Genomic DNA, 24,574 nt, shown 5'->3' with positions numbered 1-24,574 from the left:
ACTCAGAAAACTTTTCAAAGAGACATGGCAAGCCCTTATCTTGTGGTTTAGTAGTAACCTTCAGAAAAACATCCCTATTAGAAACCTTTAAAAATTGGTATTTCAAAGGTTTCTATACGATTTAACCTTAGGCATATTGATTATAAACTCTTCTTTATAAATAATGTTTTTAATCATTTTTTGTACACAAATGTTAAAACCGCAATAACAGCAGTGACAACTGTAGCGCTAACCGTTATAATCGGGGCATATAGACTAAAATTATAAAGGAAAGAGTTACTTTTTGCATAAATTTCGGTTTCAGGCATAATCGGAGTTTTTTTGTCTTGTTTTTTTCCATAAATATCTCTGATAATTACAGCCGATCCCGTATTTCGGTTGGTATCAAAGCCGCCCGCAAGACCGATATAATAACTCCATGTACGGCCGGGTGCATAAGGGTATCTGCCGGGCCGCATAACAGCTCCCGACACGGTAACCTGTTGCACTAGAATAGGAACTATTAATCTATCACCTGCCTGTAATTCAATCGGACATTGATATTCGATATCGTAAAGTATCTTGTTTAACTCTATGGGGATCCGCTTGTTTTCACGTAATAGATATGCTGCCGCTGTATCGGTATACTGACCAAACCATGTCCTTCTTTCTCGTATTGCAGAAGCGAGAGTATCACCTCGTGTAAATTGTACAGGGATAATAGAATCCGATATTTTATCCCCTGAAACTATTTTATCCCCTGAAACTATTTTATCCCCTGAAACTATTTTATCCCCTGAAACTAAAGAGGAATTCTTAAAAGAAAAGGCTCCTTCAAAATAAACAACTTGATGTGAATCTTCTTTATCGAGCACAATGATCGTATCTCGGTTTTTTAAAGCAACATCCTGTGCTTGTTCAGACCAATCCGCAAATTCGGCATTTGCATCCGTTTCTTCCGTGGTTATCGCATGGTTTATTTTTATTCCGGCTAAGTTTGCAGAATCTGTAAATCCCTTGCCATATAAATTGATTAAGGTTTCCAAATTTTCATTTTCTAAAAGCTGGTACGTCCCCGGCCGCCTTACCGCACCTTTTAAAACAACCGAACGTTGAAGCTTTTGTATGGTAATGATATCTCCCGGCCGAAGATATGGATCTTCCGTCAAAGCACCCTCATTTGCAGCTTTAAAAATATCATAGTTTTTAGTTTCACCCGTTACCGATGTTATGGAAACATCTCTTATTGACGAATATTGTGTTAAAAGAGGAGTAACCACTGCCGATAGCCTTGTCAATGCCCAACAGGGAACCTCGGTGGTTGTTTTTACTTCTCCCTTGACGATGACCGAAAACCGGGCAGGAGAAATCATTGCCAACTGTACTGCACTTAAGGGATAGTTTTTTGAAACAATTCGCTCTGCCTCGTTTTTAAATGCTGAAAAAGTCATGCCTCGTACATTAATAATTGCTAAGTTTGAAATCCTCACTCGATAAGAAATATCTACCGCTATTGTATAATCAATTTTCGTTGTTCCAACTGCATAGGAAAGTCTGTACATATCCCCCGGGGTAACCAGATAGTTCGGATTTGACATCGCCTGTTGTGTATCTATTGTTTGTTGAGCAAGTATTGTCTGCTGGCATATACTATAAGCCAAAAAACAAAAAACAAAAAAAAGCCTCTTTTTCACAATTCCGTTCCTTTTAATTTTTTTAGTGTATCAGGATCATTTTTTATATTTTCAATTGATTGTAATATAAAAGCAAAAAATATAGAAAGAAAAAACACTGCAAAAACTGTTATGATGCAAAGCATACCTCTTGACGGACCTGATTTTTGATCGGGAACTTCGCTGGCGTCAAGTATCTGAAAAATAGGAACATTGGCTCGCTGCTCAAGATTCATCGTTTCTTCCTGCACCCTCAAATGAGTATAAAAAGCTTCTTGTGCGGCAATCTCCTTTGCCAAACGCTCCATTTCCAGGCTAATCGCGGGAATATTGCCGCTAAATCCCATCGAAACACTGGCTTCAAGTTTTTTTCTTTCTTCCATAAGTTTCTGTATTTTTTTTACCGCTAAATTCATAGTTTCCTGCATGCCTGCCTTTTGATGTTTATCAACATCTAGTCCAAGTTCATCAAATCTTTTTTCATAGTATTGAGCAATAAAACTTGTGACTTGGTGGGCAAAGACAGGATCTATATCGGTGAAGCTCACAGTAAAAACTCCTGTTTTTTCATCATATTTTGCTTTAATATATTTTTTTAACAGCCGTCTGCTTCCTGAGCGAGGGAATTTTGTGATTTTATATCTTTTTATTAAATCAAAAGTATCTACAACAGTGTCCAAAAAAGCATTTGTTTCTGTAAGAAACACCGCAAGCTGCCCGTAATTTAATCCTTTTTTTCCTGCCATACCACCTAGCATGCCTGCAAAAGATTCTAAACCGGCATTTTGCAATTGACTGCTCATTCCTCCTCCATGGCTATCATTGATGAGCATCAAAGCGGTAGAAGTATATACATTAGGTAAAAAAGACTTTTCTGCAGGTAGTACCATTGAAATAATGGAGAGAATAACTATAACTATCGCCGAACAAAGGGTGGCTCCTATAATCATTTTTTTTCTGCGCCAGAGCACGGCAAAAATATCAATCAGACTGATTTCATCATTTTGGTCATTCATATCTTTACGATAATACTAAATTCCACTGTATTTGTAAAGATGGTAAATGGTAAATTGTGTGTGTTTTTAATCCGTGTTAAGTTTGCTAGGAACTATACGCAAAACAAAAAACCTATAAGGCTTGAGGCGGCGGAAATACTCCATTATTTTAAGAATTTCTTGACTTTTGTAAAACATGCGGCATCCCCTATAGAAAATTTTGTGCACATAGGCTATAGTATACGCATGAGTGAAGAATTTGCGCAGCGATTGCAACGAATAGAAGAAGCATTATACGCGGCATTGCTGGAATATATTGATCAGGACTGGGTAAACCTCAGTTTTTCAGATATACCCGAAGCAGTTTTACCGCGTCATATTTTGCCGCTGCTTAAGCCTTGCAAAGACTTAGTACTGCGAGGCGGTAAAAGATGGCGTCCTTTGGTTGCAGTGCTATCCGCGGAACTTGCCTGCGGTGATGCGTACCGCGCCTATGCCTTAACGCCGGTAATTGAATTTATCCATACGGCGAGCCTTATTCACGATGATATAGAAGATTCCGCCGAAACCAGAAGAGGTGCACCGGCTATCCACATACAATACGGCACGGATACGGCGATAAATGCGGCGAGTTGGCTTTACTTTCATGCAATGTCAATTATCAATGCGTATCCTTCTTCTTCGGAATTAAAGCTTTCTCTGTATCGGACGGTTAATAAAAATTTAACCAACTTACATCTTGGGCAGGCAATGGATATCGATTGGCATAGAAACTCGAATTTTATCCCCTCGCGGGCAGAATATATGGCAATGATTGCGTTAAAAACCGGATCGCTTGCACGGCTTGCAGCGGAAATCGGATTTCTTGCCGGCGGAGCAGGGGAGGAAGCTACAGAGCAATACGGGAAAACAATGGAATCGATAGGGATCGGATTTCAAATTTTAGATGATGCAAAAAATATCACGGGAGGAAATAAAGGAAAAAATATCGGAGATGATATTGTCGAAGGAAAGAAAAGCTTTCCGGTAATATTTCATCTTGAAGAACATCCCGAAGATCTGCAAAAGATTCAAAGTTATTTTGAAACGGCAAAAAAAGAAGGAATAGAATCTCAGGCAATACGGGAATGCATTGAGCTCTTGAATTCTTCCAAGGCGGCGGAGCGGGCAAAAAATTACGGGATTCAAATGATAGAAGCTTCCGTACTGCAACTTTGCGGTCATTTTCCCGCTAAGCCGGCGGCAAAACTTATTGCCGATCTTTTTCATAGTATGGAGTAGGGTACATACAAGATTTGTTTTTCTTAAAACAAATGAAAATGTATGTTTGAGTATAATATATACGACCAGGAGGACAATATGAAAGAAACAGCCGATTATTTAAATGATTTTGCTGTAACTCTTGCTGCGGAAGGGTTGCATGCGGAGGCTATTGCCTGTCTTCGAAAAGGTTTAAGAATGGAACCTCATAATAGCCTGATGTGGTTTAATTTAGGGTTAAGTTATTATGCACTTAAGAAAAAAACGGATTGCACCAGCGCTTTGTATCAGGCTGCCCGTTGCGATCCTTTTGATGCGGACATCTGGGACACACTCGGCGTTATTTTACACGAAACCGGAGAAATTGAGGCTGCGCAAAAAGCCTATATGCGCGCACTTAACTTGGAAAGCGATAGCGGCAGAATATGGAATAATTACGGGACTCTTTTATTTAATAAAAAAGAATATACCGAAGCCTTACGCTCATTTGAGACCGCCGTTTCTTTGATGCCCGATCTCGGAGATGCGGTATTTAATTTACGGGATACGTATCTTGTGCTTAAAAACGATGAAAAAGCGGCAATTTGCACAAAACTTTTAGAACAAATGAATTACCCTGACGAGGAAAAGGAATGAAAATTATATATATAGCGGAACTTATCGGGAAAGTCGGAGTGTTTTTGGTAAAAGAATTATTACCTCAATTGCGTAAACAATATCGTCCTGATTTTATTATTGCCAATGCAAATTCCGCAACCGGTTTTTCCGGCCTTGGAAGGCAGCATGCGGGATACTTGCACAAACTGGGCGTTGACTGTATCACCGCAGGAGAATCTATTTTTCAAAAGCCTGATTTAACCGAAAAACTGGATACTCTTTCCTATGTTTTGCGTCCTATGAATGTATCTTCTGAAAGTCCCGGAAAAGGCATGGGAATCTTTTATTCAAATTTGAATAAAAAAAAGCTTGCAGTTATCTCTTTATTAGGAAGAATGGGAATACGGAAAATCGTTGCAGATAATCCTTTTCCTTTTTTGCTTGAAACAATAGAAAAAATAAAACAAGAAACTTCCGCTGTTATCGTTGATTATGCGGCTTTGTCAACCGCGGAAAAGCAAACAATGGGGTTTTTTCTGAACGGAAAAGTTTCCGCAGTAATCGGATCGGGAAACAAGGTTCCCACCGCCGATGAAACTATCTTATCTGAAAAAACCGCTTATATCACCGATTCGGGGAGAACCGGCAGTTTTTATTCGGTGGGAGGTTTTGACCCGCAAGGTAAAATACAAGAATATAAAACGGGGCTTTTTAATCTCACCCGCCATAGTTGGGAATGTCCCTGCTTACAAGGGATTGTATTGGAAGTCAATGATGACGGCACGGCAAAAACCATAGAGCGAATTATAGTATCAGGAGAAAAACATGAGAAAACGGGGAATAGTAAAAGCAATTGAAAAAAAATCAAAAGACGGATTTCAAAAACTAAAAATAGAACTCATACAGGATACGTGCGCCTGTTCAATTAAGTCTACCGATACTTTTAACGCCGCTTCCCGCCCTTCCTGCGCAGGCTGTAATTATGAACATGCGGAGACAGGGCTTTTTGTGATAAACGGAAACGAAGTTATCGCATTAAATAAAAAAGGTAAAAGTCTTTCGATTGGAGATGCGGTAACGGTAATCACTACAAAAATGCAAACGCTGATTCAAATCCTTATTTCAATTATCGTACCTCTTTTTTTAGCGGCGCTTGGCTATGGACTCATTTTTCGCTATACGGATAATCAAGGAACCGCCATACTCGGAATTTTGGTAGGATTAATTTGCGGAACCCTGCTTGCCTTCCTTATAAAACACGTTCTCGGCGACCGCGTTTTTCCCGAAGTTATCGGAAATTAGCTTTTAAAAAGATATGCACGTTTAGTACAGCGTTTTTTAATAAGTCAATTCGTTTTTTAATACATCGTACCAAAAACGTAAAAAATTGTATAAAAAAGAGTTTGACACAACGGTTTCATTTTGCCGTCCGTGGCAAAATGAAACCTGTGAGTTTGAAAACTCCGAGTGCGCTGTGGTAGTTTTCAAACTCAATTCTGCGTGGAACCACGGGCGTCCGTGCCCGTTCTGAGTTTGACAACGGTGAGCAATTTACCATAGTGATACTGAATCCGCACGCTTTTGTTGGTGATGCTCCGATTAAGGTAACAGCAACTTAATTACAAAACGCTACATTAGAGCAAACCTTGCGCGCTTTCAATGGTGTTCAGTTTTTTGCCGTTCATTTTGGTGATAAGGTAAAAGAGGAAACGCCGTAGCATTCCGTAGGTTTGTTGGGAAAGCGGCAGCGCCCGCGAATAGGCGGGAGGTTTTTCTTTCACGGCGAGCAGAAAAAAAAGCGCTTCTTTGCTTAGTTGAAAACCGCTTTGTGATATATCGCTGCAGCTGCTGCAAAGGCAGAGCTCCTCATGCGTATGATAATAAAAATATTCGTTTGCCAATAAATCGGTAAAGCTTTTTCGGCACGCGGCGCAGCAGTCAATTTCCGGAGCAATCCCTTCGCCCAATAATACTCGCCACAAAAATCTGATAAGGGCGACTTTGCACTCATTGTCCGGAAGGTTTTCTATGCCGTCAAGAAACGCGTTTACCAAAACCCAGCTGATATTTCCCTTTGTTGCATCGATAAGCTCCGCGCAAAGAGCGGCGCTCCATAAACGGACAAGACTTTCTCTAATACTAAAACGATATGAGGTAATGGCAAAGTCGGTTATCGAATGCGTGTTTTTGATCGGATTTGAATACAACCAGACGGTTCCGGTTTGATAAGGGGCAATAGAACTGCGTGCCTTACTTTTTGCGCCGCCGTACAGGGCAGCGTGCAAGAGCGAGCACGTAGTATCTTCCTTAATAAATAAACGCACCATTCGATGCCCTTCTCCGAATTCTCCTAAAGAAAGCACCAAAGCTTCCGCAGTTCGTGAACGATTTGCCATGTATAAAATAATAAAAAAAAGCGGAGATTAAATCAAGCTGCGAAATAGCGGCACTCTTTTAGATTGATGAATTTCGTTTAGCATTGGGATTTGTTTCGCAAGTGATAGAGCAGTTAAACCGCATATCTGAAAAACAATTGCGGAATCGGATTTTATACCATAAGCGATGAAGAAGAGCAGGGTAAAAAAAACTATTATTCACCATTGTATGCTTGTATACAATGGTGAATAATGATCAAATCGAAATAGCTTGCAGTAAAATACCGCACGTGTGTGTGATTTTTTTAAGAATGTATTCTTAATTAAGTAACTGAGCAATATCACTGCGTTTCCAGCGGAGGGCAACATCGCGGGGAGTTTCTCCGGCAGTGTTTCGTTCAAGCAGATTGAATTTATTCATACTGATGAGTTTTTTAACTGTTTGCGCATTTGCAATTCTTGCGGCATAATGCAATATGGTGTCTCCGATAACATCGGTTTTTTGAGCCGCGAAATTTGCAAAAATATCGATCATGTCTGTTTGCTCGGAAAGCATTATTGATAGCGGAGATTCTCCCGCATTGTTTGTTAAAAAAGGATCGGCACCCGCTTCAAGTAAATCTTTGCAAAAATCTTTTCTTCCGTTTTTTACAGCGGTAAGGAGAGCTGATGAGCCCGTTCTGTTTCGCTTGTTTACCTGATATTTTTTGTTCAGCAAAAGTTTTAAGGTGTGTTCTTTTGCATTTTCAGCTATTGCAATATGAAGCGGTGAGTCTCCGTCTGAATTTGCAAGCATTGGATTTGTGCCTACAACAGTGTCAACAAAGGTGTCTCCCATAAAGAGGGCAAGTGATAGCGGTGTTGTACCGAAGGAATCGCGTGCAAGCGGATTTCCTCCGGCGGTTCTAATTTCGGTAATAATCGCTAAGGATCCAAGATTTACCGCTTCATGGAAGGCTGTCCGTCCGTACATATCTTGCTGTACCGGGGATGCGCCATTTTCCAATAACATGCGTACCGCTTCTTTTCTTCCGTAAATTACGGCATCCGCCAAAGGAGATTTTCCGGTCTCGTCTCCGATGTTTATTTTTGCATAATATTCAATGAGTAATCGGATAAAGTTTAATTGCTCTTGCTCCGCCGCATCGTGTAAAGGGGCTTTTCCTGCAAGGTTTTGCGCATTTTGTAGCGCAATTTGTTTTAACTTTGCTTCTTCCAGTAAAGCTTCCGCCGCATCATACGACGACCAGCGTATGCAGGCATGCAATGCGGAATTCCCTAAAAAGTCTCGTGCATCAATATTTGCGCTCTTGCCTGTTTCGGGATGCAGTAAAAGCCGTATGGCATCGGCGCTGTCTGATTTTACCGCACTGAAAAGAGGCGTTTCCGCATTTGTGTTGCGGGCATCAATTTTACCGCCTTTGAGAATAATATAGTTCATAATAGAAACAAGCTTCCATTCGGCAGCATAATGCAGCGGCGTGTTTCCGGCACTATCTTGGGCATTAATGGTTTTTTGATTTAATATCCAACCTTCTCTGCCACCAACCTGTGTAAGGGCGGTTTTTAAAGGAGAAGCTCCTTGCATATTCGCCACAAAAATGCTGGCACCTTCTGCCATTAAAAGCTCCCCTGCAACTTTGTCATTATTGGCAACCGCATAATGCAGCGGTGTGTTTCCCATTTGATCTCCTGCTGATATTTGCTTTTTTTCGCTGAGGAGAAAGCGCAGAATATCCGTGTTGCAGGATTTTATTACTGCAATATGTAAAGGACTTCTACCGAGGGAATCTCTTCCGCCCAGGTTTTGCGGAGTGATAATTGCTTTAACGGTTTCAAGTCCTTTGTCAAACGCTTTTGTAAGAGGAGTTTCTTTATCAATGTTTTCCGCATTAATATCCGCTCCAAGCGTAACAAAATATGTTGCTGCAGCAATATTGTTTCGATCAATTGCAAGTAAAAGAGGTGTTTCTCCTTTTTTATTCCGTTCATTTACATCCGCTCCCGCACGGATTAACTGATTAATGATACTTACATCCATTCCCACTCGAGCTGCAATGTGTAATGGAGTTTCACCGTAAATGTCCTTTAAAGAAGGAAGCGCTCCCGCATTAAGTAAATCGGTGAAAATACGTATACGCTTTTCTTTTGGCATAACAATATGAAGCGGAGTATTTGAAGAAGCATCGCGCGCATTTGGGTCTGCTCCGGAAAGTAAGAGTACTTGCACTGCATCGGCATGACCGTTGCGTACCGCTTCGTGTAAGGGGGTTGAGCTTGCAACATTTTTTGCATTTAAGTCAACGCCTTGTGCGATTAAATACCGAATAAAACCAAGGAACCCTTCTTTTGCCATCATGTGCAAAGCTGTATTTCCGCTATTAAAACGCATTGAGTAATTTCTTTTTAATACCGCTATTTCAAATTCATCAAAACTCTTGTGTAAAGGTTCCGCTCCGGCACGTAAAAGCAGCGCTGCAATTTTTGCCGCTTCAATATGATTGGTTTTTTTATATACCAAATGCAAAGGAGTATTGTGGTCTTTATCTTTTTTTTGTATAGGATTGCCTTCTTTTAGAATATCTTTTACCAACTCTTCATCTAATACAATGGCGGCGTAATGTAGCGGCGTCCTTCCGTCCTTGTCCTGTTGTAAAACTGTTTGTGCGGTTAGAATATACTTTGCGCTTCCTTTTCGGGCAGCAAGAGCGAAAGGAGTATCATTATTACCGTCATACGCAAAAATATTTGCATTTGCTTCGGCCAAAACTTTTGCAGCCTCAAGGCAGTCTTCGGTTATAGCAAGCATCAAAGGTGTTCTGCCCATACTGTCGGTGTCTTCAGGATTAGCACGCATACTTAATAAAAATCGAATAATAATCTCATTATTTTGTTTAACCGCTGCGTGCAATAAGGTATTTCCCGCACTGTCACGGATATTTACGGACTCTTTACTAAAACGTTCTTTTAAGCCTTCGATATTTCCTTCTTGTATAAGTTCAAAAAGAGTTTGCTTCCGTTCCGGCAGAGGCGTAGAGGTACAGGAAAAGATTATACAAGCGAGTACAAGACTGCCGATGATTCCGGTAAGTTTTTTTAAAAATACATGAAAATTTCGCTGCAAAATAAGCCTCCCAATAGAATTTTCCTGAATTAATATTGCTTTAATTTTTATAATCAAAATTACAAAATAATAACGTACTATCAGCATCGGCAAAAAAGATATGCGCTTTAGGGGAATAGGTATGAGTCATTATGAAGCTATTGCGGTGTTCTGGAATTAACTTACTGCTGCACAATACAGCGTTTTTTAATACATCTTATAAAAATGGCAAAATTATGCCTTGCGAGTTTTAAAGCTTCCTGTTATAAAAAAGAGTCCGACACGGCGCAAGGGCGAAGTTTTAGAAATTCGCTTTAACTTCGCCAACGAGTTTTAAAGCTTCAATTTTACAGTTTTGTGCTGATGCTTTTAAACATCGCTTGGAATTGAGTAGCGGTGGGCAATTTACCATAGCAATGTTAAATCTGCAAGACACCTGTTAATGTTTTGATTAACCCAACAAGGAAGTTGATTACAAAACGCTATACTAATGAGAATTATTCCGGATACTGTTATTTTGCCTAACAAATACGGCTATCAAACTTTTTATTCTCTTGTGTTGAGTTTTATGCAAAATTTTGCAAATTCACATCTAAAGAAAAACAAGCTCTTTCAAATTTATTTTTTTACGCTTCCGAAATAAATATGGCTCTAATGTTTTACGCATTTTTTGCCGGCTCTTTGCAAAACTGCGTCATTGTGATACACTTTGCGCCATGAGCTATGTTGTATTTACCGGCGGAGGTACGGGCGGGCATATTTTCCCCGGTCTTGCCGTTGCCGAGGTAATGATTCAAAAGAAAGGCATTTCGATTGTCTGGATCGGAGACGAGAAGGGAGCGGATCGCTCGTATGTGGAAAGCGGAGGACTTCCGTTTAAGGGCATTCCGGCGGGAAAACTGCGCAGATATTTCAGTTTGCAAAACTTTGTTGACGTGTTTAAGGTTGCGGGAGGTTTTATAAAATCCCTGTATTTGCTGGCAACGTTAAAACCGGCGTTTGTATTTTCCAAAGGAGGCTTTGTGTCCGTTCCGCCTTGTATGGCTGCAAAATTTTTGCGAATTCCGGTTATTACCCATGAATCAGATTTTACGCCCGGTCTTGCCACAAGGCTCAATAGTCGCAGCGCAGCAAAAATCTTTGTCGCGTACCCTGAAACAATTCAGTTCTTAAAAAAAGAGCAGCAAGGGAAGGCTGTGTATACGGGGAATCCGGTGCGCCTTGATTTTTACACGGCGAAGGCGGATGCGGGCAGAAGCTTTTTGCATATTGATACAAAAAAGCCCTTGCTTTTTATACAAGGCGGCAGTTTAGGGGCGCGGCAAATAAATGATTTAGTGTTTGAGTCAATCTCTTTCCTTACGGAGCATTTTTATGTGGTGCATCAATGCGGGGCGGCAAATGTCGATCAGGCAAAATTGATAAAACAAAAAATTCATGCCGCTGATTCATATCAGTATTTTCCGTTTATTCGGGAGGAAATACCGCAGGTGCTTGCCGCAGCGGATATTGTACTTTCCCGTGCCGGCGCAAACTCTATTTGGGAGTGCGCTGCCGCAGGAAAGCCCATGGTTTTGGTACCTTTGGAAAAAGGCTCATCGCGCGGGGATCAGCTTGATAATGCCGCTTTTTTTGAAAAAAAAGGAGCTGCCTTTGTTTTAAGCGGCAATAAAACTACAGCGGAAAATCTCATCGCTCTTTTACAAGACTTGCTGCATAATCCGGAAAAATTGCGTGTTGCGCACGAAGCTGCTTTGCATTTAGGCAAACAAAAACCAGCCGAGTATATTGCGGATTTACTAATTGCGGAGTTAGAGAAAAAAATATGACAATAGTTGTTGCTGATTTAATCTTTGGAGCGCTTTTTCTTATTATCGTAGTAAAGGTTGCGGTAAAGGGTTTTATTGAAGAGTTTTTTTCAAAAGCGGCTGTGCTCGGAGCATTGCTGGCTGCCGTCCTTTTTTATAAACCCTTTACACCTTTTCTAGTTGGTTTTATAGGGAGAACGCTTTTCGCATCCATTGTTTCGTTTTTGCTTTTATTTGTAGTTACCTACATTGGCGTTAAACTGCTTCAACTGCTGGTCGGCTCAATGTTTACCGGAGCAACCATGACAAATCTTGACAGAGCGCTAGGCTTTTTTTTAGGGATTGCCGAAGGGCTTTTAGTTATTGCGCTTATCCTGATAATCTTGCATGTACAGCCCATTATCAATTTACAACCATTTCTGGCTGACAGTATTTTTGTAAAACTCCTTTCTCCTTTTATTGTTGACAGCTCAAGGTTTTTTCATCTTATTAAGTGAGGTTTTATGTTTGAGAATGTGATTGAACAACAAACGATCAAGCTTCTTATTGATGATATCACGGCACATACATTGCCGCCGTCTATTCTTTTTTCGGGGCCGGAAGCAGCAGGTAAACTTACTACCGCCCTCGAACTTTCGCGAATAGTATCTTGTACGGGTAATGCCGAATGGAGTTGTGCATGTCCTTCCTGTCTGAAACAACGGGAAATGACTTCACCCGATCTTATAATTATCGGGCAGCGAGATACGGGATGCGAAATACGAGCCGCGGCCCATGCTTTTTTATCTGCAAAAACAATACCGTCCCGCTATCTTTTTATTCGATCAATACGAAAGCTCACCGCTCGTTTTGATGCTCGCTTATGGGAGCCGACTGAAACACGATTTTTAAAAGCTGCTCCTCTGCTTGCGACATTAGATGAAGAACTGGTGGGTTTTATTGATGCAACAACAAAAACGGATTCGACGATTGATTATACAAAGATAGAAAAACAGATTGATAAAATCTGCGCTACTGCCGAAAAACTGCAACATGATTGCATGTATGAGAGCATTCCGATTGATCAGGTACGTAAAGTATCCGCATGGGTTAGACTTATGCCGATAGGTAAAAGAAAAACAGTGATTATCGAAAACGCCGATAAAATGCAAGAATCCGCCCGCAACGCCTTTCTGAAAATACTTGAAGAGCCGCCCGAGTATGCAACCTTTATTTTGACCACTGCGCGGCGTGCGGCAATCATTCCGACGATTTTATCGCGCGTCAGAACCTACGCCTTTGTTGATCGCAGTTTTGATGCGGAAAAAGAAGTAATCAAACGTGTATTCAGATCGGAAGTTCCCGATGAGAAAAACTTCGGACAGGTAAGTTTACTGCAGCAATATCTTTATAGCTTTTTGCCTGTTTCAGAAAAAGATATAAAAGAAGCTGCCGCGCTCTTTTTGGAAAATATGTTTGAACGCAGCAGTGCTCAAAAAAAAGCAATTCCTGAAACGCTTTTCGTAAGTGTGCAAACATATCGGAAAACTATTCTTCCGAAAACCGGTTCCGGCATATCGGAAATAATAAAATTATTGCAAGGATGTAAATCCCGCACAGTGTACCGATTATTTCTTGCCCATGTTATTTTATTTTTGCGGGAAGGATTGCGAGCGGGAACGCTCTCTGCAAAAGAAACGGAAACTTATGCAAATTTTTCAAAACTGTTACATACTGCGCAATCTTCGGTGGATATTTTTAATCTTTCTCCTCAAGCGGTTCTTGAAAATTGTGCCGAACAAATGAAAGAGGTGTGTTAAAAATTATGCACTGCAGCTATGTTCTAACGCTATTTTTGAATGACGTATAGTATAAAAGAAAATTAAACTTTGCCGGAATTTTTTATCTGCGCTTGAGTTTTTAATCTTTGCAGCGAAAGATCGCCGAGTACGTATTGTATAAAACACTGCAAAAACTTTTTATCTGTCGAGTTTTGGCTTTCAATTGAGATTGCCAAAACATTGCTTATTTACGGTGCTTTTTCGTTTTATTCCAAAAGCACGGAAAAATTTTTATGGAGGATAGTATGAGAGAATTTATCTCTCGGGCAATTAACAAATCTTCTAAAATGAATGAAGCACAATTGCGGGATTTGATCGGTCGTATTGCCGAAGAGTATTCATTACTTGAGGCAATGATGGACTCATTAAGCAACGGAGTGATTGTGCTTGACTCTTTTCACACCGCGGTAAAAACCAATCGGGCGGCAGCACGTATTCTCGGAAGAACATTTCACGAATCTTCCGACAAACCGTTTTGGGAATATATTGACGATGAGAAAATCGCCGCTTTTATTTCTTCCGTTATACAAAATGAAGAAGGGGAGACAACCGAAGAATTTATTCTCTCCCGAGATTCCGGAAGCCGTTATATAGAAATTTCAGTGCTGCCCTTAGTGGAAGAGCATCGGGTTCGCGGTACGATTATTTTACTGGAAGACATAACGCAAAAAAAACGAACTGAAATAAATCATCGCCGTTTGGAAAGTCTTGCAAGCTTAACCAATCTTGCGGCGGCGGTTGCGCACGAAATAAAAAATCCTCTTGCGGCTATTAGCATTCATGTGCAATTACTGCGCAAAAATTTTAAAGCATGTGATTTACATATTAATGAAAAAGCACAAAAACATCTTAACGTGGTAGAAGAAGAAATTGATCGCTTAAATAAAATTGTGGTAAACTTTCTTTTTGCGGTACGTCCATTGCAAGTTGAGCTTGCCCCGGTTAATATCAACAAAATAATAAATGATTTACATCAAACCTTTCTTGATGAATTTAAAAAAAGCGGTGTTTATTTCTCACTCCGCCTTGATAAAACCATCCCAATCATTCAAGGCGATGAGCGATTACTTAGACAGGCTTTTATGAATTTTTTAACTAACGCGAAAGCTGCAATGAAAACGGGAGGCGCACTTATTATTTATACCACCTGGAAGGATGATTTTATTGAAATCTATATTTCAGATACGGGGCAGGGAATCTCTGAAGAAAACTTACACAAAATATTTGAGCCGTATTTTAGCACTAAGTCTGACGGAACCGGACTCGGACTTACAATGGCATATAAAGTAATAAAAGAACATAACGGAGATATTCATGTAGACTCGGTTGTCGGAGAGGGAACCTGCTTTACGGTTTATCTTCCGATTCATCGGCATGAAAACCAATTACTTTTAGAGAATAAAAATGAAATGAACGATCCGTTTGATCTAACGGAAAAAACGAAATCTGATAAAAAGAAACGGGAGTCCATATGAAATTCAGTATTTTAATTATTGACGATGAAAAAAATATTCGGGAAGGTTTACAAATGTCTTTGGAAGATGAAGGCTATGAAGTGTTCACCGCTTCCGACGGAAAAAAAGGTTTGGATATTGCCTTCTCCAATGATATTGATCTTGTCATAACCGATTTAAAAATGCCCGAAATAAGCGGCGAAGAAGTGCTGCGAAGAATAAGCTCCGAAACTCCCGGTGTTCCCGTCATTGTGCTTACTGGGCATGGCACAGTGGAAACAGCTGTTGAAGCGATGCGTACCGGTGCCTATGATTTTTTAACCAAACCGCTTGACCTTGACCGGCTTTCGTTACTGGTACGCCGCGCCTTACAAAATCGTGAGCTTGTGTTACAGCACCGAGAGTTGCTAAAAGAGTTGGGAGACAAAAAATCTTTTGAGCATATCATCGGCAAAACCGCAGTAATGGAAAAAGTGTTTGAGACAGTCAAAAAAGCCGCCGCCTCAAAAGCTTCTGTTTTTATCACCGGAGAAAGCGGCGTAGGAAAAGAGCTTATTGCAAATGCTATTCATAACTTATCCGCCCGAAAAGATAACTCGTTGGTGAAAGTTCACTGCGCATCTTTTTCTGAAGGGCTTTTGGAAAGCGAGTTATTCGGGCACGAAAAAGGCGCTTTCACCGGCGCAATCAATCGGGTAAAAGGTCGTTTTGAACTTGCACACAAAGGCAGCATCTTTCTTGATGAAATCGGAGAAGTGAGCATGGCGGTGCAGGTAAAACTTTTGCGTGTGCTTCAGGAGCGGCAATTTGAGCGGGTGGGCGGTCAGGAAACCATTGATGTTGATGTACGCGTTATTTCGGCGACAAACCGAAACTTGGAAGAAGAAATAAAAAACGGTACCTTTCGCGAAGATTTGTATTACCGCCTTAATGTGGTGCATATTCATGTGCCGCCGCTTCGGGAGCGAAAGGACGATCTGCCGCTGATGATTACCGCCTTTGTAAAAGAGTTTGCAGATGAAAACGGCAAAGAAATAACCTCGATTGAGCCGAAAGCGCGCACCGCCTTGTATGCGTATGATTGGCCAGGAAACATACGGCAGCTTCGCAACTGCATTGAAAGCGCCGTTGTGATGAGCTCTGATTCAATTATCCGCTTTGATGATCTGCCCGAACCTGTCAGAAAAATCGAAGATTTTTCTTCCATTAGAGTACCGATGGGCGTAAGCATGGCTGAGGCTGAGAAAGAAATTATTCTGCAAACGCTTGCGGCACAAGGCGGAAATAAAACCAAAACTGCGGATGTACTCGGTATCGGAAGAAAAACGCTGCACACCAAACTTGATAAATATGAGCAAGAAGCAAAAGAGAGTGTGCAAGAAGTTTAAATGAATGCGATAATTATTACCGGCGGCAGTCAGCCCGATTATGCGATTGCCTCAAAATACTTTTTGCCCGACAGTATTATAATCGCTGCGGACTCGGGGCTTGAGGCGGCTGCATCCGCCGGCTTTACGCCCGATATTATTCTGGGCGATATGGACAGTTTGCAAAATAAGGCATTACTGCACGCCTACCCAGAAGCGCAGGTGCAGCTGCACCCTTGCGATAAGGATTTTACCGATACTGAGCTTGCGGTTTTTGCGGCAAAGGAAAAGGGTGCACAGGATATTATTATCTGCGGAGCCGGCGGCGGGCGCGCTGATCACTTTTTATCGGTTGCACGGATATTCAGAGAAAAAAAGCCTCCGCGGCTTTGGCTCTATGATGCAGGGCTTGTGTATTGCGTTGGTGAGGACTGCGCCGTCAAAACGCTCAGAATAGACGGAGCCGAAAACGCCGCCATTTCTGTTTTCCCCGCCGGTGAGCCGTGCGGTTTTATCTCTTCGCGCGGTTTGCATTGGGAACTTGATACGGTAAACTGGCAATCGGGACAGGTCAGCCTGAGTAACCGCTCTGACGGCAAACCCATAGAGCTTGCCGTACAAAGCGGAAGGTTTTTAGTTTTCCTTTCTCCGCTTAAAGAATACCGCTGCGGCTTCAATCTTATGTAGCGTTTTGTAATTAACTTCCTGTTATAAAAATCGAAGTATCAACAATAAGGGACTGCGGATTCAGCTTTCCTATGGTAAATTACTCACCGTTGCCAAAATCAGAACTGGCACGGACGCCCGTGGTTCCAAGCAGAAACGATGTTTTAAAGCATCAACACAAAACTGTAAAATTGAAGCTTTAAAACTCGTGGTTTAGTTTTTGCCATGGACGGCAAAATCAGAACGGGCACGGACGCCCGTGGTTCCAAGCAGAAACGATGTTTTAAAGCATCAACACAAAACTGTAAAATTGAAGCTTTAAAACTCGTGGTTTAGTTTTTGCCATGGACGGCAAAAACTAAACAGGGGCTCTTTTTTATAAAATTTTTTACGTTTTTGGTAAGATGTATTAAAAAAAATTAATCGACTTATCAAAAAAACGTTACACTAGTGTAGCGTTTTGTAATTAACTTCCTGTTATAAAAATCGAAGTATCAACAATAAGGGACTGCGGATTCAGCATCACTATGGTAAATTACTCACCGTTGCGCCGTGTCGAACTCTTTTTTATAAAATTTTTTACATTTTGGGTAAGATGTATTAAAAAAATACAATTAACTTATCAAAAAACACTACTCTAGTAAAAAATTTTTAGAAGCAGTTTTTTTGGTACAATAAAAATGGTAACTTCGATTAACTATCGGGGTTCTTATATTTGAGCTATTTTTATGTTGACTGATTATCGAATTATTAAACTACACAAAAATGATCTTGCATGTAAGATCCCCGTAAAGTACAAAACTCCTTCGTATTTTGATTTACAGATTAACCGTGATGGGGGAGGGGATGCTTTTAAACTTATTAAAAAGGATTTTGAAAAGCTTACTGAAAAACGCTATACGATTAATCTTTTTGAAGAAGCGGGTGCTATGGTATACGGTGTTGAAAACGAAAATGAGGTTATCGGCTTTATCGAGATGATTCAACAAAAATGGATTAGGCGTTTGCGCATTTTGAACATTTATGTAAAATCTAAATACCGCTCGCACCATATCGGATCTTTGCTGTTGGAATTTGCCGAATCAAGGGCTGCGCATTTGCATTGCCGTGCCGTTGTTCTTGATACTGAAAGCTGTAACTATAATGCTATCCGGTTTTACCAAAAACACGGATTTCAAATTACCGGATTTGATACACTCTGTTATACTAATAATGATGTTGCCCTGCATGAATTCAGAATTGATCTTGCAAAACAAATTTATTCTTAGCGGTTTTACACCTGAAAAATAAAGCAGGCAAGCTCATAATCGAGCTTGCCTGTGTCGGCTGCATAAAATCTTTTAAGGAAAATTATTCAATATCCTCTGATTTTACTTTGACCACATGTCCGGGGCCTGCATCAAAGATAACCGAAAAGTTTCCCTTAGGGCGCTTAAAAGTAAACTCGCTGTTTTTATCAAGTTTGCCCTTAATTAAAACTTTGTTTTTGTTATCGACCACGCGGATTTCTACGCCCTTTGCACTGGAGCCGTCTGAAAATCCGCCTTCGCAGGTGATAGTTCCGTCTCCGTTATCATAGCATAACAATAATGGAGTGTGAGCAATCAAAAAAGCAGCCCCAAAGGCTAAAAGACAAATAAGAATGACATTTCGTTTTTTCATTTTTTCTTCCTTATCATTGTTTGGTAAGAACAGACGTTTTACCTCTGTCTTATCGCAATTAGTGTAACGTTCTATCAACAATAATAGCTTGCGGTTCAGCATTCCTATGGCAAATTGCTCACCCTTGTTCAATTCCGAACGATGTTTTAAAGCATCAACACAAAACTATAAAATTGAAGCTTTAAAACTCGTAGGCGAATCAAAGGTAGGAATTCCAAGGATTCGCCCTTGTGCCGTGTCGAACTCTTTTTATAAAATTTTTTTATGATTCGTATGGAACGAATTAAAAAACTTTGTTGAGTTATCATAAAGAACGTTACATTAAATATAATCTCTGTTTTGCAAATCCGGTTTTCGGAAAAAGCAAAACCCGCAGGATACGCAAAGTGCTCGTATATCCGGCGCCTTGCGTATCGTATTAAAATAATTACGGTTTTATTTTATCAGGATTGAATTCAATACTGATCTGCATGATTTTTCAACACGTACCGCAATGTCGGCATTGCTTGTATTTTCGGGGATGCAGGTCGGTTTTGTGGTGAATTGCGTTAAATCAATATCACTTGCACCGTACCAAAGATGGAAATGCATCGGCGTTCCGTGTGCGCCGGTAAGAGAAATTGTCTTAAATTTTCCACCCTTGTCTGTTGCAACCGCAAGCATTCCGGGTTTTGACGGATTGTCTGCGACTCTTTTGTAAGCGGCTCTGTAAACTTCTTTGCCGTCTTTATACAGAACAAGTTCGTTTTTTCCTTTTTTGGTTACGAACTCAATATGGGAAAAATCATCGGTTGTGCCGTATGCTTTTTTCATTTCGGCAATGATATCCGCTTTTGAAAAGTCTCCGCCTTTGGGATTTTTTCCGGCAAATTCTTTGATGATTTTATCAAATGCATTCGAAACTTCTTTGCTTGTGTTGTCATAGATTAACGAGCTGTTCATCCAGCGTCCCTGTGCTGCATAGGATTCAAAGGGAGATTTATCGAACATGGAGCCCATTGCTTTTATGCCTTCTTTCGCTTCTTTTAAAAGATCTTCTTTTGACATTGATGCTGAAACAAAGGTCGGCCACCAGAAGCTTGTGTCTTTTGCTATGGCTTCGGCACTCCTTGCTCCGAAACGTGCATGCCAGTGAAGCATGCCGCCATCGTGAGAGTGTGGCGGAAAGAGAACCATGTATTTTGCCTGTGATAAACCGCGTACATCTTTTACCGCTTCAAAAGCTTCCCAAGAGGAGCCTTCATATCCGGGAACCGGAATTTTTCCGATGTACTTGTATTCGCATGCAATTTCTTTTTCTTTGCCGTCAGCATCACGTACGGTGAATTTTACTTTATTGCTGCCGTCAAATTTTGCCTTTACTACCGGTGTCTTATACATTGCGGCAAAAGCGGCTTTGAATCCCTCTACCGTGTAATTAGGCATTTTTTCCGCTGTTTCTTTATATGCGGCTTCTAAAGAAGGATCGTCTTTTGTATCACCAAAAGAAATCCATTCACCCTTCCACCCGGCAAGCTCTCCCGTCTTCGGTGTTGCACCGCTTTCCGCATCGGGTGCGGATTGACATGCGGTAAAGAATACCGCAAGCGCCATAAAAACAGGTACAAGTAAGGTACCAATTCTTTTTTTAGACATACATAACCTCCTATATGTCACTAAATTGTGTGGTAGCGTAATTTTATCTGTTTTTAAAATTACGCATTTTTATCAATCTCAGATTCAGGCATGATGCCGAATCGAAATTCCGTAAACTCAGTTTTCCGCAGTCAATGTTCTGCGGCATGTTTTTTCAATATAGTTTGCAAATGTTTCGTTTGATATTTTTGTTGTTGAAAAACAGGTAGGCACTCCTTCCTGATTTTCAAGGTCTGCCTCATTTCTGCCGTACCATAAATGGAAATGATACATAGGAGCTCCGTGTACTACCACAAAAGAGATGAGTGAGAATTTCCCCGCATCTTTTTTTTCTGCACGCATGGTGATATACGGTTTTGATGCACTTTGTGCCACCCGTTTATATTCTGATTGAAAAACTATTTTTTCCCCTTTGTATACAATGAGTTCATTTTTCTTTCCCTCAGTAATAAAAGAGAGGTGGGTGAAGTCATCAAGGGTGTTAAGAGTTTTATCGTTCTTTTTTATTTCCGCTATGATTTCTTCTTTGGTAAAATCTCCGCCTTTAGGATTTTTGCCGGCAAACTCTTTGATGATTTTTTCATATACTGCCAAAACTTCTTTGCCGGTATTGTCAAATACTGCCGGTCTGTTAATCCATTTTCCGCCATCCGCATATTGCTCAAATGGTTTTTCAGGAATTTGTGTAGGCATTGTGCGGATGCTTTCTTTAAGATTTTGAATCATTTTTTCTTGTGGCGTTGATTCGGCAACATAGGTAGGCCATGTTTTTTTTCCGTTTACAAGCCAGTCAATATCATGACTGCTTATGCGTGCATGCCAGTGCAGGATACCGTTATTATCTTGTTTGGGCGGAAGAGCGATAAGGTATTTTGCATTTTTTAATTCGCGGATATTTTTTGCTGCTTCAAAGGTATACCAAAAACGATTTTTTTCACCGATCACCGCAACTTTTCCTTTGTATACATACTCACAAGGGATTTCGACTATTACTCCTTTGTTATTTTGTACGGTAAGCAGGACGGTGTTTGTTCCGTCAAATTTCATTTTTACAACAGGTGTTTGATACATATCTGCAACAGCAGCTTTAAAACCTTCTACCGTATAATGCGCCATGCTTTTTGCAGCTTCTGTATAAGAATCTTCCAAAGCTGCATCTGTTTTTATGGTGTCAAGGGAAACCCATTCGCCCTTCCACGCCGCCATTTCATTCCCTTTCGCTATTGTTTCGGTTTCGGATTTTGGTACCGATTGGCAGGCAATGAAAAATACTGTAATGAACATAAAAAACGATATATGTTTTATATCGATTGTTTTTTTTAACATATCTATTGAATCTCCTCTATAGTCATGAATTATAACCGTCCGGTTATATGGTAAGGTTGATAGTATTCACTTATGCAAAATTTCCTGCTCTTTTGAATTCTTAATCTACCTTATCTTTTACATTGTGTTTTGACAGTTCCCGATATCAGCCTTGAATTGATACCGTTTATTGTCAGTTTTATAATAAAATAAATACTAATGTTAGTAAAGAGTTACTTTATGGGTTGTATATTTTTTATCCCTCCCCTTCGTTTTTTTCTTTTGTATCGTGGCATGCTGAACAGCAGCAGCCGCATCCGTTTTTCATATCGTTTTTTTCGCCGCAACTGCATGCTGAAGCTTTACCCGTAAATATTCTGTAATATTTTCTGACAAACAACAAAACTATTGCAACAACCGCAACACCGATAATAATTTTTTCGACCATTTATTTCCTCACTTTGGAAGACTTGCTTCAATCCATAAAACCGCATCTTGAGACAGCGCTTTGCCGGAGAATTCTTTTTTGTTTCCCGCACCCAAGGCGGAAAATCCCCAGTATCCGCTTTCAGTCGGCACAAAGGAAAAGGCACCGTTTGAATCGGTGAGAATAATTGCATCGCCCCGATTTGTCTTCGGTGTTTTTTCAAACGCACTTTTTTCCATATTTACATCGTAATTGATATAGGCAATTTCTATTTCTATATTCGGTGCCGGCTTACCGTTTGCGTCTACAACCACGCCGCGAAATACTCCGCCAACCCATACGTCATAGGGTTTTACCAAAGGGAGAATTTCAGGATAGCCTTCGGCGCAGCGATTTTTCCAATCGGTTGCAAGTCCCGCCTTGTTAATAAAAACCTTCGTGATTTGCTGAATATATCCGTCTTCCGCTTCTTCAAAATAAGGGTAGGGGACGCCGATAAGTGCCCAGTCTCCGCCTCCCCGAAAACCGTTTGTTTTATCCAGTACAAGGTCAAAGGCCAAGGCGGAATTTTCCGCGCTTGAAAAGCTTGTTTTTTTGAGGCTCGGAAGCAAATCCTGAATCTTTCCTTTATGCACTGAAAAAAACTTTTCAAATCCTTTTATTTCTCCTTGCTCATTTTTTCCGATATCCATGGTATGACCGGACACAAAGGGGTGCGTAAAAGTGATTTTAAAATTGACTTCATTTGATTCAATGACTGATGCAGGGGTGTAAATCATTTGATGGTGTGCAAACACGGTTGCGCCGATTGCGCATAAAAGCAGCAGTATTCCTATATTTTTTTTCATCATAAACTCCTTCAGTAATTCTTTGTTTAGATTAACTGTCTTTTTTCTCCGATTTTTCCGACATTTTTTTGAATATCGGCGGCCATGCAAACATAACCGCAAATAATAAAATAACAATAATTAAGGCTGCAGGAGAAAAATCATCCTTTCGGGGTTCCCGATCTTTTTCGGACGCTGAAGTTTCTTCACTTGCAGCGGTTTTTTCTTCATTCTCATTTGAGGCTGGGGCAGGCTCCGTTTCATCCTTGTTTATCTCAATCCAGATTACCGCATCTTGAGAAAGCGCTTTGCCGGAAAATTCTTTTTCTTTTCCTACGCCGAGGGCGGAAAATCCCCAGTAGCCGGCACACGGAGGAATAAATTCAAAAACTCCGGTTGCGTCAGCCAAAATAATACCGCCGCCCGCTTGTTCCAATTTTGCTTTTCCGGTAAATGCCTTTGCCTGCATATCAATATCATAATTGATATGTGCAAATTCAATTTCCGCGAACGGAACGGGCTTTCCGTTTGAATCCAAAACAACCGCGCGGAAAATGCTTCCCTTCCATATATCATAAGGTTTTACCAGCGGCAGTATTTCGGGATAGCCTTTTACACAGGCAGTTTGCCAATCGGTGGCAAGCCCCGCCTTATTGATAAAAACTTTTGTTATCTGCTGAATGTAGCCTTCTTCGCTTGCTTCGTAATAGGGATGCGGAACGGCAACAAGCACCCAATCGCCGCCGCCTCTAAAACCGGAATCTTTATCCAATGTAAACGTATATGCGGAAGCCTTATTTTCGGCAGAGGTAAATTCACTCTCTTTTATCATCGAAAGAAGATCAAGTTTTTTTCCTTTATGAATAGAGTAAAATTCTTTTAAACCTTTGATTTCTCCCTGCTCGTTTTTTCCGATATCCATGGTGAGTCCCGATTCAAAGGGGTGAGTAAAGGTAAGAATAAAGCCTGCCGATTTTGCATTTTGCTCAATTATGGAAGAGGAGGTATATATCATTTGAAAATGAGCAAAAAGAAAAAAAGCGGATGTAAATAAAAAGGCAGTGAGTACAAGTTTTTTCACAATGAACTCCTGTTTTTTATTTTCCTGAACAAGAAAAGAATTAACACAAGGTTGAGTATGGCAAGGCAAAGCGCTGCTATTGCAGTAAAGGATGGGCCGACACTCGGCATTGCGGAAACGGTATCCATAGGAACCCAGCTTGCGGACGGGGCTGCAACCGATCCCGCAGTAACGGTGCCGCCGTTTTCGGTAGCGTCTTTTTGAGCCGGCGCATCATCCGCACCTCTTTCATAAAGAGGTCCGTCTTTTACAACCACATGTCCCGGCCCCGCATCAAAGGTAACGGTGTACGGAACAGCGGGAATCTCAAGATTGATTTCTCCTACGGCGGGAAATTCCCCGTCCCAAAGTTTTTCGCCGGTATTTTTGTCGGTTAAATAAAGCTTAACTCCCGCCGCAGAAGCGCCGTTTGAAAAACCTCCCTGCACATATATTGTTCCGTCTCCGTTATCCTCAACGGTGAGTAGGGGAGTGTGCGCAAAAAGCACGGGTGCGCTTATTATCAAAACTAAGAGAAGGTATATTTTTTTCATTTGTACT

Annotated in this window: 22 protein-coding genes; 11 read left to right on the top strand and 11 right to left on the bottom strand. The window is 40.7% G+C overall.

What is annotated here, in order from left to right; all coding sequences use genetic code 11:
* Nucleotides 1-173: 173 nt before the first annotated feature.
* Nucleotides 174-1,673 (bottom strand): SLBB domain-containing protein, encoded by a 1,500-nt coding sequence (locus FUT79_RS10110; RefSeq protein ID WP_044635006.1) that lies wholly within the window; start codon nucleotides 1,671-1,673, stop codon nucleotides 174-176.
* Entirely contained in the window at nucleotides 1,670-2,668 is a 999-nt protein-coding gene (locus FUT79_RS10105) for a Wzz/FepE/Etk N-terminal domain-containing protein (RefSeq protein WP_148884095.1), read from the bottom strand. Before FUT79_RS10105 ends, FUT79_RS10110 begins: the two co-directional genes overlap by 4 nt.
* A 225-nt stretch (nucleotides 2,669-2,893) precedes the next feature.
* Here FUT79_RS10105 and FUT79_RS10100 point away from each other — a divergent pair, with 225 nt between their 5' ends.
* From FUT79_RS10100 to FUT79_RS10085, 4 genes are all read left to right on the top strand, one after another.
* On the top strand, nucleotides 2,894-3,928 hold the full coding sequence (locus tag FUT79_RS10100; protein WP_148889633.1) for a polyprenyl synthetase family protein: 1,035 nt from the start codon (nucleotides 2,894-2,896) through the stop codon (nucleotides 3,926-3,928).
* A 78-nt stretch (nucleotides 3,929-4,006) separates the two neighbouring features.
* Nucleotides 4,007-4,543 carry a tetratricopeptide repeat protein gene (locus FUT79_RS10095; protein ID WP_024752432.1) on the top strand — a complete coding sequence of 179 codons (537 nt, stop codon included), beginning with the start codon at nucleotides 4,007-4,009 and terminating at the stop codon, nucleotides 4,541-4,543.
* Nucleotides 4,540-5,361 (top strand): TIGR00282 family metallophosphoesterase, encoded by an 822-nt coding sequence (locus FUT79_RS10090; RefSeq protein WP_148889631.1) that lies wholly within the window; start codon nucleotides 4,540-4,542, stop codon nucleotides 5,359-5,361. Before FUT79_RS10095 ends, FUT79_RS10090 begins: the two co-directional genes overlap by 4 nt.
* Entirely contained in the window at nucleotides 5,330-5,806 is a 477-nt protein-coding gene (locus FUT79_RS10085) for a SoxR reducing system RseC family protein (protein ID WP_002697958.1), read from the top strand. The genes FUT79_RS10090 and FUT79_RS10085 overlap by 32 nt, the downstream gene beginning before the upstream one ends.
* Nucleotides 5,807-6,138: 332 nt before the next feature.
* Here FUT79_RS10085 and recO read toward each other — a convergent pair whose 3' ends face one another.
* Both recO and FUT79_RS10070 read right to left on the bottom strand, forming a co-directional pair.
* The gene (gene recO, locus FUT79_RS10075; protein WP_002697964.1) at nucleotides 6,139-6,900 is read right to left on the bottom strand and encodes a DNA repair protein RecO; all 762 of its coding nucleotides are present in this window, start codon (nucleotides 6,898-6,900) and stop codon (nucleotides 6,139-6,141) included.
* Between the two features lie 298 nt (nucleotides 6,901-7,198).
* Nucleotides 7,199-10,003 carry an ankyrin repeat domain-containing protein gene (locus FUT79_RS10070; protein ID WP_039943587.1) on the bottom strand — a complete coding sequence of 935 codons (2,805 nt, stop codon included), beginning with the start codon at nucleotides 10,001-10,003 and terminating at the stop codon, nucleotides 7,199-7,201.
* Between the two features lie 695 nt (nucleotides 10,004-10,698).
* Between FUT79_RS10070 and murG the strand changes: the two genes are divergently transcribed.
* The 7 genes from murG (at nucleotide 10,699) to FUT79_RS10035 (ending at nucleotide 18,365) form a co-directional block, all read left to right on the top strand.
* On the top strand, nucleotides 10,699-11,811 hold the full coding sequence (gene murG / locus FUT79_RS10065) for an undecaprenyldiphospho-muramoylpentapeptide beta-N-acetylglucosaminyltransferase (RefSeq protein ID WP_148889629.1): 1,113 nt from the start codon (nucleotides 10,699-10,701) through the stop codon (nucleotides 11,809-11,811).
* Complete coding sequence (locus tag FUT79_RS10060; RefSeq protein ID WP_002697972.1) at nucleotides 11,808-12,287, top strand: CvpA family protein; 480 nt, start codon at nucleotides 11,808-11,810, stop codon at nucleotides 12,285-12,287. The genes murG and FUT79_RS10060 overlap by 4 nt, the downstream gene beginning before the upstream one ends.
* A 6-nt stretch (nucleotides 12,288-12,293) precedes the next feature.
* Nucleotides 12,294-13,589 carry a hypothetical protein gene (locus FUT79_RS10055; RefSeq protein WP_002697978.1) on the top strand — a complete coding sequence of 432 codons (1,296 nt, stop codon included), beginning with the start codon at nucleotides 12,294-12,296 and terminating at the stop codon, nucleotides 13,587-13,589.
* A 266-nt stretch (nucleotides 13,590-13,855) separates the two neighbouring features.
* Nucleotides 13,856-15,085 (top strand): two-component system sensor histidine kinase NtrB, encoded by a 1,230-nt coding sequence (locus FUT79_RS10050; RefSeq protein ID WP_244951085.1) that lies wholly within the window; start codon nucleotides 13,856-13,858, stop codon nucleotides 15,083-15,085.
* Nucleotides 15,082-16,452: a sigma-54-dependent transcriptional regulator gene (locus FUT79_RS10045; RefSeq protein ID WP_148889625.1), complete on the top strand. Its 1,371-nt coding sequence runs from the start codon at nucleotides 15,082-15,084 to the stop codon at nucleotides 16,450-16,452. Before FUT79_RS10050 ends, FUT79_RS10045 begins: the two co-directional genes overlap by 4 nt.
* Nucleotides 16,453-17,118, top strand: coding sequence for a thiamine diphosphokinase (locus FUT79_RS10040; protein ID WP_002697986.1), 666 nt, complete (start codon nucleotides 16,453-16,455; stop codon nucleotides 17,116-17,118). It abuts the gene before it with no gap.
* Between the two features lie 707 nt (nucleotides 17,119-17,825).
* Entirely contained in the window at nucleotides 17,826-18,365 is a 540-nt protein-coding gene (locus FUT79_RS10035) for a GNAT family N-acetyltransferase (RefSeq protein ID WP_002698929.1), read from the top strand.
* 82 nt (nucleotides 18,366-18,447) lie between these two features.
* On the opposite strand, the gene FUT79_RS10030 is transcribed toward FUT79_RS10035, so the two are convergent.
* The 7 genes from FUT79_RS10030 to FUT79_RS10000 form a co-directional block, all read right to left on the bottom strand.
* Nucleotides 18,448-18,759, bottom strand: coding sequence for a hypothetical protein (locus tag FUT79_RS10030; protein ID WP_024752439.1), 312 nt, complete (start codon nucleotides 18,757-18,759; stop codon nucleotides 18,448-18,450).
* Between the two features lie 435 nt (nucleotides 18,760-19,194).
* Nucleotides 19,195-20,394, bottom strand: coding sequence for a ZinT/AdcA family metal-binding protein (locus FUT79_RS10025; RefSeq protein WP_148889623.1), 1,200 nt, complete (start codon nucleotides 20,392-20,394; stop codon nucleotides 19,195-19,197).
* A 117-nt stretch (nucleotides 20,395-20,511) separates the two neighbouring features.
* On the bottom strand, nucleotides 20,512-21,720 hold the full coding sequence (locus FUT79_RS10020) for a ZinT/AdcA family metal-binding protein (protein ID WP_148889621.1): 1,209 nt from the start codon (nucleotides 21,718-21,720) through the stop codon (nucleotides 20,512-20,514).
* Nucleotides 21,721-21,955: 235 nt separating this feature from the next.
* Nucleotides 21,956-22,147, bottom strand: a complete 192-nt coding sequence (locus FUT79_RS10015) for a hypothetical protein (RefSeq protein ID WP_148889619.1) — start codon at nucleotides 22,145-22,147, stop codon at nucleotides 21,956-21,958.
* A gap of 8 nt (nucleotides 22,148-22,155) precedes the next feature.
* Complete coding sequence (locus tag FUT79_RS10010; RefSeq protein WP_002698942.1) at nucleotides 22,156-22,977, bottom strand: DUF4198 domain-containing protein; 822 nt, start codon at nucleotides 22,975-22,977, stop codon at nucleotides 22,156-22,158.
* A gap of 28 nt (nucleotides 22,978-23,005) precedes the next feature.
* Nucleotides 23,006-24,034 carry a DUF4198 domain-containing protein gene (locus tag FUT79_RS10005; protein ID WP_148889617.1) on the bottom strand — a complete coding sequence of 343 codons (1,029 nt, stop codon included), beginning with the start codon at nucleotides 24,032-24,034 and terminating at the stop codon, nucleotides 23,006-23,008.
* The gene (locus tag FUT79_RS10000) at nucleotides 24,031-24,567 is read right to left on the bottom strand and encodes a hypothetical protein (protein WP_024752444.1); all 537 of its coding nucleotides are present in this window, start codon (nucleotides 24,565-24,567) and stop codon (nucleotides 24,031-24,033) included. The genes FUT79_RS10005 and FUT79_RS10000 overlap by 4 nt, the downstream gene beginning before the upstream one ends.
* Nucleotides 24,568-24,574 lie beyond the last annotated feature (7 nt).

Source organism: Treponema phagedenis (genome assembly GCF_008153345.1).
Lineage (GTDB): Bacteria > Spirochaetota > Spirochaetia > Treponematales > Treponemataceae > Treponema > Treponema phagedenis.
This window is presented reverse-complemented; position numbering and strand designations above follow the sequence as displayed.